The sequence below is a fragment of the Streptomyces sp. NPDC043427 genome, assembly GCF_056436655.1.
On record NZ_JBWKCC010000011.1, the window covers coordinates 145,195 to 160,215 of the forward strand.

13 protein-coding genes are annotated in these 15,021 nt (G+C 72.1%); 9 read left to right on the top strand and 4 right to left on the bottom strand.

The window, feature by feature from the left end:
• Nucleotides 1-14: 14 nt before the first annotated feature.
• Nucleotides 15-944, bottom strand: coding sequence for a lytic polysaccharide monooxygenase auxiliary activity family 9 protein (locus AC067M_RS20055; RefSeq protein WP_478698335.1), 930 nt, complete (start codon nt 942-944; stop codon nt 15-17).
• Between the two features lie 386 nt (nt 945-1,330).
• Between AC067M_RS20055 and AC067M_RS20060 the strand changes: the two genes are divergently transcribed.
• Nucleotides 1,331-3,142 (top strand): S8 family peptidase, encoded by a 1,812-nt coding sequence (locus AC067M_RS20060; protein WP_478698336.1) that lies wholly within the window; start codon nt 1,331-1,333, stop codon nt 3,140-3,142.
• 97 nt (nt 3,143-3,239) lie between these two features.
• Here AC067M_RS20060 and AC067M_RS20065 read toward each other — a convergent pair whose 3' ends face one another.
• Entirely contained in the window at nt 3,240-3,911 is a 672-nt protein-coding gene (locus tag AC067M_RS20065) for a ScbR family autoregulator-binding transcription factor (RefSeq protein ID WP_478698337.1), read from the bottom strand.
• A gap of 216 nt (nt 3,912-4,127) precedes the next feature.
• Here AC067M_RS20065 and AC067M_RS20070 point away from each other — a divergent pair, with 216 nt between their 5' ends.
• The 4 genes from AC067M_RS20070 (at nt 4,128) to cyc2 (ending at nt 9,261) form a co-directional block, all read left to right on the top strand.
• Complete coding sequence (locus tag AC067M_RS20070) at nt 4,128-4,994, top strand: ScbA/BarX family gamma-butyrolactone biosynthesis protein (protein ID WP_478698338.1); 867 nt, start codon at nt 4,128-4,130, stop codon at nt 4,992-4,994.
• A 69-nt stretch (nt 4,995-5,063) separates the two neighbouring features.
• Nucleotides 5,064-5,720 carry a ScbR family autoregulator-binding transcription factor gene (locus AC067M_RS20075; protein ID WP_393623917.1) on the top strand — a complete coding sequence of 219 codons (657 nt, stop codon included), beginning with the start codon at nt 5,064-5,066 and terminating at the stop codon, nt 5,718-5,720.
• Nucleotides 5,721-5,788: 68 nt separating this feature from the next.
• On the top strand, nt 5,789-6,967 hold the full coding sequence (locus AC067M_RS20080) for a damage-control phosphatase ARMT1 family protein (RefSeq protein ID WP_478698339.1): 1,179 nt from the start codon (nt 5,789-5,791) through the stop codon (nt 6,965-6,967).
• A gap of 131 nt (nt 6,968-7,098) precedes the next feature.
• The gene (gene cyc2, locus AC067M_RS20085; RefSeq protein WP_478698340.1) at nt 7,099-9,261 is read left to right on the top strand and encodes a germacradienol/geosmin synthase Cyc2; all 2,163 of its coding nucleotides are present in this window, start codon (nt 7,099-7,101) and stop codon (nt 9,259-9,261) included.
• Between the two features lie 10 nt (nt 9,262-9,271).
• On the opposite strand, the gene AC067M_RS20090 is transcribed toward cyc2, so the two are convergent.
• Entirely contained in the window at nt 9,272-10,006 is a 735-nt protein-coding gene (locus tag AC067M_RS20090) for a CTP synthase C-terminal region-related (seleno)protein (RefSeq protein WP_478698341.1), read from the bottom strand.
• 93 nt (nt 10,007-10,099) lie between these two features.
• On the opposite strand from AC067M_RS20090, the gene AC067M_RS20095 reads away from it, so the two are divergent.
• Together AC067M_RS20095 and AC067M_RS20100 are read left to right on the top strand one after the other, a co-directional pair.
• Nucleotides 10,100-10,981, top strand: a complete 882-nt coding sequence (locus tag AC067M_RS20095) for a LysR family transcriptional regulator (RefSeq protein WP_478698342.1) — start codon at nt 10,100-10,102, stop codon at nt 10,979-10,981.
• Between the two features lie 138 nt (nt 10,982-11,119).
• Nucleotides 11,120-11,710 (top strand): PDZ domain-containing protein, encoded by a 591-nt coding sequence (locus tag AC067M_RS20100; protein WP_478698343.1) that lies wholly within the window; start codon nt 11,120-11,122, stop codon nt 11,708-11,710.
• A 6-nt stretch (nt 11,711-11,716) separates the two neighbouring features.
• Here the strand turns inward: AC067M_RS20100 and AC067M_RS20105 are convergent, their stop codons facing one another.
• On the bottom strand, nt 11,717-12,475 hold the full coding sequence (locus AC067M_RS20105; RefSeq protein WP_478698344.1) for a phosphodiesterase: 759 nt from the start codon (nt 12,473-12,475) through the stop codon (nt 11,717-11,719).
• Between the two features lie 216 nt (nt 12,476-12,691).
• Between AC067M_RS20105 and AC067M_RS20110 the strand changes: the two genes are divergently transcribed.
• A complete protein-coding gene (locus AC067M_RS20110) occupies nt 12,692-13,819 on the top strand; it encodes an aminopeptidase P family protein (protein WP_478698345.1) in 1,128 nt (375 codons plus the stop codon).
• Between the two features lie 46 nt (nt 13,820-13,865).
• On the top strand, nt 13,866-14,903 hold the full coding sequence (locus AC067M_RS20115) for an aminoglycoside phosphotransferase family protein (RefSeq protein WP_478698346.1): 1,038 nt from the start codon (nt 13,866-13,868) through the stop codon (nt 14,901-14,903).
• Nucleotides 14,904-15,021 lie beyond the last annotated feature (118 nt).

A 15,021-nucleotide genomic window follows, 5' to 3' on the forward strand; every position in this document is an offset into this window, starting at 1 on the left:
GCTGGGAGGAGAGCTCAGCGCCGACGCAGGCGCAGGACCAGGGCGGCGCCGCCGGTGAGCACCAACACCGCTGTGGCGCCGCCCGCCAGCATCGGGGCCGACGGACCGGACCCGGCGTCGGTGGTGGAGGCCACCGGCGCGCTGTCCGGTGCGGAGCTGCGGGCCTGCGCGGCGGTGCCCGCCGGGGCCGGCGCGGAGGGCGGCGGTGTCGGCGTCGGCGTCGGCGAGCTGGCCTTGGCGGACGCCGGCGGCTTGCTCGCGGCCGGGGTCTTCGCCGCGGGAGGCGCGGCCGATGCCTTCGCCTCCGGGAACACCACGTCGGAGCACGAGTAGTACGTGTCCGGCGTACTGCTGTTCTGCCAGACCGTGTAGAGGACGTGCCGTCCCGTCCGGTCGGCCGGCAGTTTCGCGCTCAGGCGGTACGCGCCGCCCGTCAACGCGGGGTCCGTCACCTCGGCGAACGGCTGCTGCGGCAGGTCGGACCAAGTCAGCGGCTTCGTCGGGTCGTAGCCGGGTTTCGTCAGGTAGAGCCTGAAGGTGCCGGTGTGCGGGATCGTCGAGACGTACTTCATGCTCAGCGTGGAGCCGGGCGTGAGCCGTGTCGACGGCCAGTCGGAGCGGGCGAGGTCGAGGCCCTTGTAGGCGGGCAGGCCGCCGCTGCACAGCTCCCCGTCGGGGATCGTCTGCCGGTCCCGGCCGTTCACGTTCGCGACGCGCAGGTTGTCCCAGGCGGTGAACGGTGCGCCGTTGGCGGCGACGGCCGCCTTGCAGGCCGCCGTGCCCTTCTGCGCGCCCCCGTCCGGCGAACAGGCCACCACCCGGCTGACCGGATCCGTGGGGGCGCCGTGCGCCTGGGCGGGCCCGGCCGCCCACACCGCGAGCAGAAGCGGGCTCGCGGCGACGGCCGTCAGGACAGCGGTGCGGTGTGCGGTCATCCGGGGCATCCGGAACGTCTCCTCGGCCGGCATAGGAACGGTCTGCTCCCCTGGAGTACGGCCGACGGGCCCGGCGCGTTCAGTACGCCCCGCCGCGTTCACCACGCGGTCACCCCGCACCGGTCGCGCGGGCAAAGGGGACATTCGCTGTCAACCGGCCGATGTTGAGGGTGGGTTTCCGGCCGGATCGAGGGTTTCCCCTGTATCCCTATGACCTCCGCTTTGCCTATCGTTCCAGCACAGCTGACCCACAGGTAACCCCTCGTCCGGTCGGCACACGCGCCTGGCCGGCCGTTGCTCCGCTTTTCGACGCACCCCCTCCGCTTCGACGACGAAGCGATTCGAACCGCGCCAACTCCGCGCTGCCCGGAGTACGGCAACGAAAGGCAAAGCCCTTGCGTACCTCTCCCTCCCTCAGACGGAAGCTGATATCCGTCGCCGCCCTCTCCGCGGCCCTGCTGACGACCGGCACCGCCTCCGTCGCCGTCGCCCAGGAATCCGCTCCCCGGGACGCCTCCGCCGTCCCCACCGCGCAGACCGAGGCCGCCCCCGGCACCACCGCCGAGCGCCTCATCGTCGGCTACAAGTCCGGCGCCGAGGAGGCCAAGTCGAACCAGGCCGCCGAGGCCGACGCCGCCGCCAAGGGCAAGGAGGCCGGCGAGGACGTCGACTTCCAGCGCCGCCTCGGCACCGGCGCCGCCCTCGTCGACCTGGGCTCGGACGTCACCCGGGCCGACGTCGCCGACGTCGTCGCCGAGTACCGGGCCGACCCGCAGGTCGCCTACGTCGTACCGGACCGCCTCAACAAGCCGAAGGCCGACCCGAACGACACCGAGTACGCCAAGCAGTGGGACCTGTACGAGGCCACCGCCGGCATGAACGTGCCGGGCGCCTGGAACACCACCACCGGCACCGGCGTCACCGTCGCCGTCATCGACACCGGTTACGTCACCCACTCCGACCTCGCCGCGAACATCGTCGCCGGCTACGACTTCATCGGCGACACCGCCGTCTCGGTGGACGGCGACGGCCGTGACAGCAACCCGGCCGACCCGGGCGACTGGTACAACGCGGGCGACTGCGGTTCCGGTATCCCGGCGAGCAACTCCTCCTGGCACGGCACCCACGTGGCCGGCACCATCGCCGCCGTCACGAACAACAACAAGGGTGTCGCGGGCATCGCCTACGGCGCGAAGATCTCCCCGGTCCGTGTGCTCGGCAAGTGCGGCGGCTACGACTCCGACATCATCGACGCCATCACCTGGGCCTCCGGCGGCACCGTCTCCGGCGTTCCCGCCAACTCCAACGTCGCCAAGGTCATCAACATGAGCCTGGGCGGCGACGGCGCCTGCACCTCGGCGACCCAGAGCGCGATCACGGCGGCCGTGAACCGCGGCACCACGGTCGTGGTGGCCGCCGGCAACGAGAGCGACAACGTGGCGAACCACTCGCCGGGCAACTGCAACAACGTCATCTCCGTCGCCGCGACCAACCGCTCCGGCGCGAAGGCGTCCTACTCCAACTACGGCTCCCTCGTGGACATCTCGGCGCCCGGCGGCCAGACCAGCACCGGCACCGCGAACGGCATCCTGTCCACGTTGAACTCCGGCACGAAGACGCCGTCCAGCGAGTCGTACGCTTACTACCAGGGCACCAGCATGGCCACCCCGCACATCGCGGGCCTGGTGGCGCTGCTGAAGTCGGCGAACGCCTCGCTGACCCCGGCCCAGATCGAGTCGGCCATCAAGGCCAACGCCCGTGCGCTGCCCGGCTCCTGCTCCGGCGGCTGCGGCGCGGGTCTGGCGGACGCGGCCAAGACGGTGCAGGCGGTGACCGGGGGCTCCGGCGGCTCCACGGGGGGCACCACCTTCTCCAACACCACCGCGGTCTCCATCCCGGACAACGGCTCGGCGATCGAGTCCCCCATCGCCGTCACCGGCCTCAGCGGCAACGCGCCCTCGACGCTCCAGGTCGGCGTGGACATCACTCACACGTACCGCGGTGACCTGGTCATCGATCTGGTCGCTCCCGACGGTACGGCCTACCGTCTGAAGTCCTCCAGCACCTCGGACTCCGCGGACAACGTCAACACCACCTACTCGGTGAACGCCTCCAGCGAGGTCGCAGGCGGCACCTGGAAGCTGCGCGTGCAGGACGTGGCCGCGCAGGACACGGGCCGGCTCAACAGCTGGAAGCTGACGTTCTGACCTCAAGACCGACGAGGTCGACAGCGGTGACGCCATGAACGGGCGGGCCGGCCGGTGCGGATGGGCGCCGGCCGGCCCGCCTTCGCGTTCCCCGGCGTCACACGTGCGTGGGCTCGCGCTCCTCGGCGCCCAGCGGGTCGAGCGTCGCCAGGACCCGGGCGCCGCGGTCGGCCGCGCTGTCGAGGTGTTGCAGCAGACCCGGTACGGCGATGCTCGGCAGGATGTGGGACCACAGCACCGACAGCCGCTCACCGAGGTCCGCGCGGCCGGTCAGCGCCCGTGACATCAACTGGATGCCGGTGAACGCGCCGACGAGCATCTCCACCGTCTCTCGCGGCCGCACGGTCGGCAGCAACTCGCCCCGCTCCCGGGCCAGTTCCAGCAGTACTGTCAGTCGCTCGGCCCACTGCCGGAACGGCTCGCTGTGATCCACGCTCGACGGGGTCTCCTGGTCCACCGCGAGCCGGACACTGCCCCGCAGCAGGGAGTTGCTCAACAGCCGCTGACCGACGACGAACGTCATGTCGACGATCTCCTGCACCTTGCAGGTCTGCGGTGGCACGGCACCGAAGGGCACCTGCTCGTCCAGCACCGCCTGGGCGAGGGACTCCTTCGACGGGAAGTGGAAGTACAGGGCGCCCTTGGTGACTTCGGCCCGCTCGAGCACCATGGCGATCGTCGTAGACGTGTAGCCGTGCTCGTCGAACACCGCGCCGGCGGCTTCCAGGATCGCCCTGCGCGTCCTGATGGCGCGCTCCTGTTTCGCCATAAGAGCCCCTCCGCGGCGCCGAGTCAGTCTGTCTTCGCCTTCGTGTGCCGGAACGGCCCGATCATAGAGGATCTTCGACTGATCTCCATTGAAAACAAACCGGTCGCCTCGTACTCTAACGCTCACCGGAGCGGACGATCCACCGTCCGCCATGGCCTTTCGGGGACCGTAGGGAGCGAGATGACTCGACCGCGGCAGGTTGCCGATGCATCACCCATGACGGCGACCGTCCCCCGTCAACTCGTACACCGTGCGGCGGTCGCGGAAACCTATCTGACCGGCTGGAACAGAACCGGGGCCGACCGGTTCGCCGTGTCGGCCCAGTGGCCGCGAGCCCACGGGTTACACGTGTCGTCCGACTGGTCGGCCTACGATCCACTGCTCGTCGTGGAGACGGTCCGGCAGAGCGGCACGCTCCTCATGCACACCGGCTACGACGTCCCGCTGGACCATCAGTTCGTGCTCCAGGAGTTCCAAGTCGACACGTACCCGGCGCACTTGTTCGTCGGCCCGCGGCCGGCGGAGCTCGTCGTCGAGATCGACTTCACCCAGGTCCGCTACCGCGGCACCCGCCCCGCGTCCGCCCGTTACGCGGCACGCGTCCTGCGCGCCGGCGCCCTGGTCGCGACCGCCGACGTCGCCTTCACCTGCGTAGGGCCCGCCGTCTTCCACCGACTGCGCGGAGGCCGCGCCCCGGAGACGATCTCGGCCGTGCCCGTTCCGCCCGGACTGCCCGCGGCCGCCGTCGACCGTGTCCAGCCCGGGGACGTCGTCCTCGCCCCCACCGACCGTCCCGACCGCTGGCAGCTGCGCGTCCATACCGGACACCCCGTTTTCTTTGATCACCCCCTCGACCACGTCCCGGGCATGCTGCTCATGGAGGCCGCCCGCCAGGCCGCCCACCTGCGAAGCTCCGACCGAGAGGTGCCCGTGTTCTACCACGCGACCTTCCACCGCTTCGCCGAACTGGATCAACCCGCCTGGATCGAGGCGAGCGGCGGCAACGGCACGAAGGTGCAAGTCGTGGGAACCCAGGGCGAGTCGACGCTCTTCGAATGTGTGGTCGCCACCACCGCAGAGTGAGTTATGGTGTGCGGGGGGTAAGAAACAAACGGCATGACCCGTTCTTTACGTCCCAGGAGTGTCCAGCCGATGGCGAGGCAACTACGCGCCGAGCAGACCCGAGCGACGATCCTCACGGCCGCCGCCGACCTGTTCGACCGTCATGGGTACGAGTCGACGAGCCTGAGCGACATCGTTCAGCACGCCCATGTCACCAAGGGCGCGCTCTACTTCCACTTCGCGGCCAAGGAGGACCTGGCCCACGCCATCATGGAGCTCCAGTCGCAGGCCTCCCGGCGGCTGGCGGGCGAAGTCGACGAGCGGGGCTGCTCCTCCCTCGAAGCGTTGATGCGCCTGACGTTCGGCCTCGCCCGGCTGTCCGTCGAGGGCCCCATCACCCGGGCCGGCCTCCGGCTCGCCACCGGGGGAGCGGAGGTGCGCGCGCCCCTGCGGCATCCGTTCAACGAGTGGCTCGACCTGATCTCGCGTCGCCTCGTCGGCGCGGTCAAGGAGGCAGACCTCCACCCGGACATCGATGTCGACGCGGTCGCCCACTCCCTCGTCAGCTTCTTCGTCGGCACCCGGGTCGTCGGCCGCACCACCGAACCCCCCACCCGACTGCCGCGCAGAGTCGCCGAGATGTGGCACGTCCTGATCCGCGGCCTGGTACCGGTGACCCGCCGCCCGCGCTACCTGACCCTGGCGACGCGGCTGGAGCGGGAGATCAGGGTCTACGAGATGCAGTGACGGGGCGGGGTGTGTGCCGTGGCGGGTGATCGGGGGCGGCCTGCCGGCCGGGCGGTACGGTGAGGCGCATGCCCCGCACTCCCTCCGCACCCGTGATCCTCGGCGACGAGCCCGGCTCCTTCCCGCACAGCGTGCTGGCCGAGCGGCACCCCGCGATCATCCGCCAAGTGCGGGACGCCTTCCCGTACGGACCGGAACAGCACCGCGCCCTCGACGCCCTGCTGGAGAACTGCGCCAAGGGTGTGATCGAGCCGCTGCCCGCCGACGCACACGACGGGGAGCGATGGCGGGCCTGGGGCCTCGCGGATCACGTGGGCCGGTCCTGGTTCGACGTGCCCTGGCTGTGGTCCGAAAGCTACTTCTACCGTCAACTCCTCGACGCTGTCGGCTACTTCGGCCCCGGCGCCTGGCGGGGCATCGACCCCTTCCGGCCCTCCAAGCTCGCCGAACTCGACGCCTTTGAGACGGACGAGGAACTGGCCGCGCTCGACGACCTGGAGGGCCGCCCGGCCGACGAACGCGCCAACGCCCTCCTGCACGGCTCCCTGTGGGGCAACCGCGCCGACCTCGGCTTCCGTCTCTCCGCGGGCGGCGCCGACACGCGGGCCCCCACGCCCGCCCTGGTCGCCGACGACAGCGACACCCTCTGGTCGCTGCTTCCCGCCTCCGGCACGGGCACCCTCTGCCTCGTCGCCGACAACGCGGGCCGCGAGCTCATCCCCGACCTGCTCCTCGTCGCCCATCTCCTCGACCAGCAACGCGTGGGCCGGGCCGTCCTGCACATCAAGCCGTACCCGTACTACGTCTCCGACGCCACGACCGCCGACCTGGTCGACGCGCTGCGCCGGCTGACGGCGGCACCGGGCGCGGCGGCCACGTACGGCAGGCGCCTGTGGGCCGCCCTGGCCGACGGCAGCCTCACGGTCCGCGCCCACCCCTTCGCCGCCGCCCCGCTACCGTTCGAGGCGCTGCCCGCCGACCTGCGCGCGGAGTTCGGCGCGGCCGCGCTGACCATCGTCAAGGGTGACCTCAACTACCGCCGCCTGGTCGGAGACCACCGGTGGCCACCCACCACTCCCTTCGCCGACGTCACCGCGCACTTCCCGGGCCCGGTCGCCGCCCTGCGCACCCTGAAGTCCGACGTGATCACCGGACTCGACCCCGCCACCGAGGCCGCACTGGTGGCCGCCGAGGGGCAGCGCTGGCGAACGGGCGGGACGCACGCGCTGATCCAGGTTCGGCGGTAGCTCACGTGTCAGCCTGTGGTGCAGCCGGCCAACTCCGCTGGAGGGCACGGAATCCCGGGCCGATTCACGCGATGGTGTGATCATGTCCCGCCCCGCGGATGGCCGCCGAGGGCCCAGGGTAGGGCCCGGCCATGACGCAGCCGTTCGAACTCCCGCACTTCTACATGCCGCACCCCGCGCGGCTGAACCCGCACGTCGACGAGGCCCGTGCCCACTCGACGCGGTGGGCGCGCGACATGGGCATGTTGGAGGGGTCCGGGATCTGGGAGCAGGCCGACCTCGACGCGCACGACTACGGGCTGCTCTGCGCGTACACCCACCCCGACTGCGACGGCCCGGCGCTCTCGCTCATCACCGACTGGTACGTGTGGGTGTTCTTCTTCGACGACCACTTCCTCGACATGTACAAGCGCACCCAGGACCGCGTCGCGGGCAAGGCACACCTTGACCGGCTGCCGCTGTTCATGCCGCTGGACCTGTCGACACCGGTGCCCGAGCCGCAGAACCCGGTCGAGGCGGGCCTTGCCGACCTGTGGGCGCGCACGGTGCCGTCGATGTCGGTCGACTGGCGCCGCCGTTTCGCCGTGGCGACCGAGCACCTGTTGAACGAGTCCCTGTGGGAGCTGTCCAACATCAACGAGGGGCGGATCGCCAACCCCGTCGAGTACATCGAGATGCGGCGCAAGGTGGGCGGGGCTCCCTGGTCGGCGGGTCTGGTGGAGTACGCGACCGCCGAAGTGCCCGGGGCCGTCGCCGGTACGCGGCCTCTCCGGGTGCTCATGGAGACGTTCTCCGACGCCGTGCACCTGCGCAACGACCTCTTCTCCTACCAGCGCGAGGTGGAGGACGAGGGCGAGAACAGCAACGGCGTGCTCGTCCTGGAGACCTTCTTCGGCTGCACCACCCAGCAGGCCGCCGACACCGTCAACGACATCCTCACCTCCCGCCTCCACCAGTTCGAGCACACCGCGTTCACCGAAGTGCCCGCCGTGGCCCTGGAGAAGGGGCTCGCGCCGCACGAGGTCGCCGCGGTCGCCGCGTACACGAAGGGCCTGCAGGACTGGCAGTCCGGCGGTCACGAATGGCACCTGCGCTCCAGCCGCTACATGAACGAGGGCGCAACCTCCACCACCGGCTGGCAGCGCCTGACCGGCCCCGGCACCTCCGCCGCCGACGTCGGTGCCCTGCTCGCCTCGGCCGCCGCCGAACGGATGCGCGCCTACCGGCACGTCCCCTTCCAGAAGGTCGGGCCCTCCCGACTCCCCGACTTCCACATGCCGTTCGAGGTGGAGCTGAGCCCGCATCTGGAGGGCGCCCGCCACCGCCTCACCGACTGGGCGCACCGCATGGGCATCCTGGAGGAGGGCGTCTGGGACGAGGACAAGCTCGCCGCGGCCGACCTCCCGCTCTGCTCCGCCGGACTTGATCCCGACGCGACCCAGGAGGCCCTCGACCTCAGCTCCCACTGGCTCGCCTGGGGCACCTACGGCGACGACTACTACCCGCTCGTCTTCGGTGCCCGCCGCGACCTGGCCGCGGCCCGGCTGACCACGGCCCGTCTGTCCGCCTGCATGCCCGTCGACGGCGAGGAGTTCCCCGTCGCCGTCAACGCCATGGAGCGCGGACTGATCGACCTGTGGGCGCGTACGACGGCGGAGATGACCGTCGACCAGCGGCGCACCCTGAAGGCAGCGGTCGACGTGATGACCGAGAGCTGGGTGTGGGAGGTGGCCAACCAACTCCACCACCGCGTCCCCGACCCCGTCGACTACCTGGAGATGCGGCGCGCGACCTTCGGCTCCGACCTCACCCTCAGCATGTGCCGGATGGGCCAGGGGCCCGCCATCCCGCCGGAGGTCTACCGCAGCGGTCCCGTCCGCTCCCTGGAGAACGCCGCCATCGACTACGCCTGCCTCGTCAACGACGTCTTCTCGTACCAGAAGGAGATCGAGTACGAGGGCGAGGTCCACAACGCGATCCTCGTCGTGCAGAACTTCTTCGGCTGCGACTACCCGACCGCGCTGAACATCGTGCACGACCTGATGACCCAGCGCATGCAGCAGTTCGAGCACGTGATCGCCCACGAACTGCCCATCCTGTACGAGGACTTGCAGCTGTCGGACGCGGCCCGCGACGCCATGGGCAACTATGTCGCGGACCTGCGGAACTGGCTGGCGGGCATTCTCAACTGGCACCGTGCGGTGGACCGTTACAAGGCGGACCACCTGGCCCGGCGCGCCCACGGCTTCACCCCGGACCGGCCACCCGCTCCGGTGCTGCCCGCCCGCCTCTGACGCCGCCCGGTCACACGGGCTGCCCCGCTCGCCGTGCGGCGTGCTCGACCGCGGCTCGCGCCAGCCCCCGTACGGCGGGGTGCGGGCGCGAGCCGTCGCCGTACAGCTCCGGCTGGAAGAGCGTCGCCAGGAAGAAGGGATGGCCGGGGAGTTCGGCGATCCGGACCTGCCCGGCCCTGTCCCGGCCGGAGAAGCGCAGGCCGTGCGCGCGCAGGGTGTCGAGGTGACGGGACGGTCCGTACTGGCAGGAATAGCGCTCGACCGTGCGCTCCGTGCCGAGCACGCAGTGGGCGAGCGAGCCCGGTTCGACGAGGACGACGTCCTCGTGGCCGGCCAGCGAGCAGGCGAGCGGTTCTATGAGGAAGTCCTCGGCGTCGGGGTCGTTCTCGGCGTGCGCCACCCCGGTCAGCCCGCACACGCCCCGGGCGAACTCCAGCAGCGCGTGCTGGAACCCGCCGCACGTGCCGAGGAAGGGGATGCCCTCCTCCCGCGCCGTGCGGATCGCGGCCAGCACGCCCGCCTCACTGCGGTACGGGCTGCCGGGTACGACCCACACCGCGTCGAAACCCCGTACCGCGCCCTCGGTCTCGGCGTCCTCGGACGGGATCCAGTAGGCGTCGAGGACGAGCCGCTCGCGGGCGGCGAGCGCGTCGAGCTGGAGGGGGAGGCGGGTGTGCGAGACGACGTGGGGGGAGCGGTCGCCGACGACGGCGACCCTGGCGATCTGAACGGCGCTTTCGGTCATGCCCTCATCCTCGGCACGGGCCCGCGTTCACGTCCAACGATGATTCTTGCACCCTCGATAAGCAGAACTGATGTCGATGGGATCCTGGTGCGCATGGACCCGCACCTCCTGCGCACGTACGTCACCGTGGCCCGCCTCGCCTCCTTCTCCGAGGCCGCCCGCGCGCTGGGCTACACCCAGTCCGCGGTGTCCCAGCACATCGCCGCCCTCGAACAGGACCTCGGCGCCCCGCTGCTCACCCGCCGTCCCGTCGCCCCCACGGCGGCCGGCGAACGGCTCCTCGAACACGCGGGCCCGCTGCTGCTGCGCCTGGACGCGGCCCGCGCGGACATCGCCCGCATGGCGAACGCCCCCGAGCACGGGCTGACGCTCGCGGCGACACCGACCGCGCTCGGCCCCCGCGTCCTCGCCGCGCTGCCCGCCGCGGGCGTGACACTGCGCGTCATGACCCGTGACGAGATCCCGGCGGCCGTCGCCACCGGCACGGCCGACCTGGGCCTGGTCGACGGCCTGGCCGCGCCCAGCGACCCGCTCCGGCTGCCGGACGTGGCACCGCTGACCACGCACGCGGTGGCGGAGGAGCCGGTCTGCGTCCTGCTGCCCGGCACCCATCCGCTGGCCCGCCGCCGAGCGCTGCGCCTCGGCGACCTCGCCGACGCCCGCTGGCTGGACGCCCCCGACGCGGGCCTGCCCCTGGCCCAACTCCGCGCCGCGAACGGCGGCCACGGCTTCCGCCCCGCGCTGCGCTACGACGGCACCGACCTGCGCACCCTCACCACCCTGTCCGCCACCGGCCACGGCCTGACCCTGTTGCCGACCTCGGCGGCCGGGGGAGTCCCGGGCACGGTCGCCGTCCCTGTGACCGAGCCCCGAGTCGTCCACCGTGTCGAAGTCGTCCACACAGGGAGCTTGAGGGGAGCGGCGGCGAGCTTGGCCGGAGACGCTGTGACGGCGTGGTCGGCGAAGACGCTGTGACGGCTATGGCTTCCCGCCCCCGACCCCTCGGCAGTCTCACTCGTTCGTGGTACGTCGTGCGCCGGTGCGCCGGGTAGTGCACCCTCCGGCGGTGATCCGCACCAGCCGGAAGCGGCCCGCACCAGCCGGAGGCGATCCATGGAACAGACAGCGTTGCGTCCCAGGCCGATGCCGGGCGGGGAGCCGGGCGGCGGCACGAACGAGGGTCCGACGCGGCGCCCGCATGCCGCGCGCCGGCGAGGCGGACGGCTGACGACCCTGCTGTGCGGCCTGCTGGTCGGGACGGTCCTGGTCCTGTCCGGCGTCGGACTCGGGCTCGTGGGCGCCACGGTGATCGGTATGAGCAAGCTCGCGGAACTGCAGCGGCAGGCGGGGCGGGTGATCCCAGGGGCGTCGGCCGGTTCCGCCGCGTCGGCCGGTGCGCCCGGGCCTTCCGCGACGCCGTCCCCCTCGCCGGCGCCCGTCCGCCCGACCCTCGGGCTGGAGGCCGTGGACGCCGAGAAAGTCGGTGCGCTGGTCGTGGGCGTCCACGTGCCAGGGCCCGGCTACTCGGCCGGGCTGGTCCGGGGCGACGTACTCCTCGCCCTCGGCAGGACCCGTATCGACTCCGCCGCCGACCTCGCCCGCGCGGTCGCCCGGGCCCGCCCGGGAGCCGAGCTCGTCCTGACGGTGCGCCACCGCAGCGGCGGCTACCAGCAGCTGAAGGCCGTCCCCGGCGTCGTCACCTGACGTCGCTCACGCGCTCACCACCCGGAAGTGGCTCGTGAGCCGCCCCTCGTCGTCCAGCACGTGGAAGGCCAAACCCACCGGAGCCTCCCGGTCCGCCACCTGCTCGCCCTCCCACGGCAGCCGCAGCGTCCAGGTCACCCCGGGGCCGACCACCAGCGGCCGTCCCGCGAAGGAGGTGGCGGCGGGCGTGTGCGCGTGCCCGGTGACGAGCCCGGCGATCTCCGGCCGACGCCCCAGCAGCGCGGCAAGCCGGTCCGCTCCGCCGAGCTGGTAGGAGTCCGGAAGCGGATGGTGGAGCGCCACCGGCGGATGGTGGAAGGCCAGCAGCGCCGGAACGGCCCCGTCGAGCTCGTCGAGCGTCGCCTCGATCCAGTCGTACGTCTCCTCGTCCAGGGCCCCGTCGTCCCTGCCGGGAATGCTGGAGTCGCACATCAGCACCGCGCCGCCGTCGAAGACCTGCACGGTGTTGACGGGCCCGTCGGCCGCGGGCAGGCCCAGCAGGGCCTTGCGGTACGGGGGGCGGCTGTCGTGGTTGCCGGGGCAGGTGAGCACCGGGAACGGTGCGTCGCCGTCGCGCAGCCCCAGAATGCGGGCCGCCTCCTCGTACTCCGCCTCCGTGCCGTGGTCCGCGATGTCCCCGGTGACCAGCAGCGCGTCCACCTGCCCCGGCAGCTCCCACAGTCGGTCGCGCACCCGCTCGGCGCGCTCCGTCGCCCGTGGGCTGCCGTCAAGATGCAGGTCGCTGATGTGTGCGAGTACGAGCACGGTGGTCGGCCTCCTTGTACGTCCCTCGGACGTCCAGGTCGAGTAATGCTTGGATCGCATCAAACCATTAGCACTAATGGCATGGCAATCGGCAACCGTTAGTACTCCGCCCTCATTCGCCAGGACTCCGGAAACCCCGCACAACCGGCTCGCGCAGGCCCCTCCATCCAGGCAGGATGCTGCCCGTAGCCCACCCATCCGCTCAGGGAGGCCCGGATGACCGGCCGTACGCCCGTGTCCTTCACCGCCGACGACTACCGGGCCCGCATGGAGCGCGCCGCGCGCGCGGCCGCCGACGCCGGACTCGCCGGTCTGCTCGTGTCGCCGGGTCCGGACATGGTGTGGCTCACCGGCTACACGCCCACCGCCGTCACCGAACGGCTCACCCTCCTCGTTCTCGTCCCCGGCCACGACCCCGTCCTGGTCGTCCCCACCCTGGAGGCCCCGGACGCCGCCCAGGCCCCCGGCGCCTCGGCTCTCACCCTGCGCGACTGGACCGACGGCAAGGACCCCTACGCCGTCACCGCCGCCCTCCTCGACGGCAGTGCCGGCTTCGCCATCAGCGACAACACCTGGGCGATGCACCTGCTGGGCCTGCAGAAGACGCTGCCCGGCACCTCCTACGCCTCCCTCACCGACGCCCTGCCCATGCTGCGCGCCGTCAAGGACACGGCGGAGCTGGAGTTGATGGCGGCCGCCGGCGCCGCCGCCGACGCGACGTTCGAGGAGATCCGTGACGTCCCCTTCGCGGGGCGAAGGGAGTCGGAGGTGGCGGCGGACCTCAGCCGCCTGCTGCGGGCACACGGACATGAGCAGGTCGACTTCACGATCGTCGCCTCGGGCCCGAACGGCGCCAACCCGCACCACGAGGTCGGCGACCGCGTGATCGAGCGCGGCGACATGGTCGTCCTCGACTTCGGCGGCCTCCGGGACGGCTACGGCTCCGACACCTCCCGCACGGTCCACGTCGGCGAACCGACCGACGAGGAGCGCCGGGTCCACGACATCGTGCGCGAGGCCCAGGAGGCGGGCTTTTGCGCGGTGCGGCCCGGCGTAGCCTGCCAGGAGGTCGACCGGGCCGCCCGCGCGGTCATCGCCGACGCGGGGTACGGCGCGTACTTCATCCACCGCACCGGGCACGGCATCGGCGTCACCACGCACGAACCGCCGTACATGATCGAGGGTGAGGAGCAGCCCCTCGTGCCCGGGATGTGCTTCTCCGTGGAGCCCGGTGTCTATCTGCCCGGGCGCTTCGGCGTACGCATCGAGGACATCGTCACCGTGACCGAGGACGGCGGCCGCCGTCTCAACGACACCACCCGCGAGATGGTCATAGTGGACTGAGCGACCCAGGAGCCCCCACACACCCCCGAGCGACTACGGCGCGACCATGACCCAGGCACCGACACCCACCGCGGACACCGTCCACCGACTGGTCCGTTCCCTGCTCAAGGACACCAAGGGCGACACCGAGGAGGGCTCCGACGAGGGCCGGCAGGCGAAGGCCGGCACGGGGATCCGCAACGGCAACGGCAACGGCAACGGCAACGGTGGCGTGGGCGCCGCCGGACCCGAGGTCCGGCCCGTCGCTGAGGGCGCCGAGCACTCCACGTGGTGGGTCGGCACCCGCCATGTCGTGCGACTCGCCCCCGACCGCGACGCCGCCGCGCGCCAGCGCCGCGAACTGCGCCTGCGTGACGTCGTGCGCCCGCACGTCCCGGTCGCGGTGCCGACCAGCGTGGCGCACGGGGAATGGGCGCCCGGTCTGACCTACACGCTGGACACCAAGGTGGTCGGCGGCACGGCGGAGCAGTACGACGTGTCCGCGGTCGGCGAGGCCGATCTGGCCGGGCTGCTCACAGGGCTGCGCGAGGTGCCGGCCCGCCAGGCCGAGGCGCTCGGCGTCCCCCGGGCCGCCCCGCGCTCTCTGGAGGCGTTGCGCCGGATGGCCGTGTCCGCGGCCAAGGCCCTCGCGGCGGCCGACGAGTTCGACGCCGCGCGCCTGACCCAGCTGACCCCGCCCGGCGCGGCCCAGCTCGCCGCCCAGCCGGCCGGCGCCGTCCTCGTCCATCACGCGCTCAGGGGCGAGCACCTCGTGGTCAGCGCCGACGGCCGCGTGCGCGGCGTCCTCGACTGGACCGACGCCGTCCTCGGCGACCCGGCCGAGGACATCGCCGGGCTCGTCCTCGCCGTCGGGTCCGGCGCGGCCGTCCGCGCCGCCACCCTCGCCGGGTACGGGGCCCGTCCCTGCCTGCGCGGTCTGTGGCTCGCCCGCTGCGACACCCTGATCCACCTCGCCGCCCGTGTCGCCGGCCGCGAGACCGGTTCGCTGCCACTGCTGCGGACCCAGCTGCGGCGCGCCTGGGAGGCGATCCTGCTGGAACGGGTGAGCGAGTTCCGCGAGGACGACACGGGCGACGAGTTCTAGGGCCTCTCGTTTGGATCAGGCCGGATCAGGGAGCGGGGTCCGGTGCCGTGCGTCGCAAGGCGGAGGAGGGCGGCAGGGCGGAGCCCTGCCGACCGACGACAACGCGGCGAGGCGCGGT

Bases quoted from the DNA above. Each gene is read 5' to 3' on its own strand.
- AC067M_RS20055 (WP_478698335.1), bottom strand. From the start codon at position 944: ATGCCCCGGATGACCGCACACCGCACCGCTGTCCTGACGGCCGTCGCC.
- AC067M_RS20065 (WP_478698337.1), bottom strand. From the start codon at position 3,911: ATGGCGAAACAGGAGCGCGCCATCAGGACGCGCAGGGCGATCCTGGAA.
- AC067M_RS20070 (WP_478698338.1), top strand. From the start codon at position 4,128: ATGACGGCGACCGTCCCCCGTCAACTCGTACACCGTGCGGCGGTCGCG.
- AC067M_RS20075 (WP_393623917.1), top strand. From the start codon at position 5,064: ATGGCGAGGCAACTACGCGCCGAGCAGACCCGAGCGACGATCCTCACG.
- AC067M_RS20080 (WP_478698339.1), top strand. From the start codon at position 5,789: ATGCCCCGCACTCCCTCCGCACCCGTGATCCTCGGCGACGAGCCCGGC.
- cyc2 (WP_478698340.1), top strand. From the start codon at position 7,099: ATGACGCAGCCGTTCGAACTCCCGCACTTCTACATGCCGCACCCCGCG.
- AC067M_RS20090 (WP_478698341.1), bottom strand. From the start codon at position 10,006: ATGACCGAAAGCGCCGTTCAGATCGCCAGGGTCGCCGTCGTCGGCGAC.
- AC067M_RS20095 (WP_478698342.1), top strand. From the start codon at position 10,100: ATGGACCCGCACCTCCTGCGCACGTACGTCACCGTGGCCCGCCTCGCC.
- AC067M_RS20100 (WP_478698343.1), top strand. From the start codon at position 11,120: ATGGAACAGACAGCGTTGCGTCCCAGGCCGATGCCGGGCGGGGAGCCG.
- AC067M_RS20110 (WP_478698345.1), top strand. From the start codon at position 12,692: ATGACCGGCCGTACGCCCGTGTCCTTCACCGCCGACGACTACCGGGCC.
- AC067M_RS20115 (WP_478698346.1), top strand. From the start codon at position 13,866: ATGACCCAGGCACCGACACCCACCGCGGACACCGTCCACCGACTGGTC.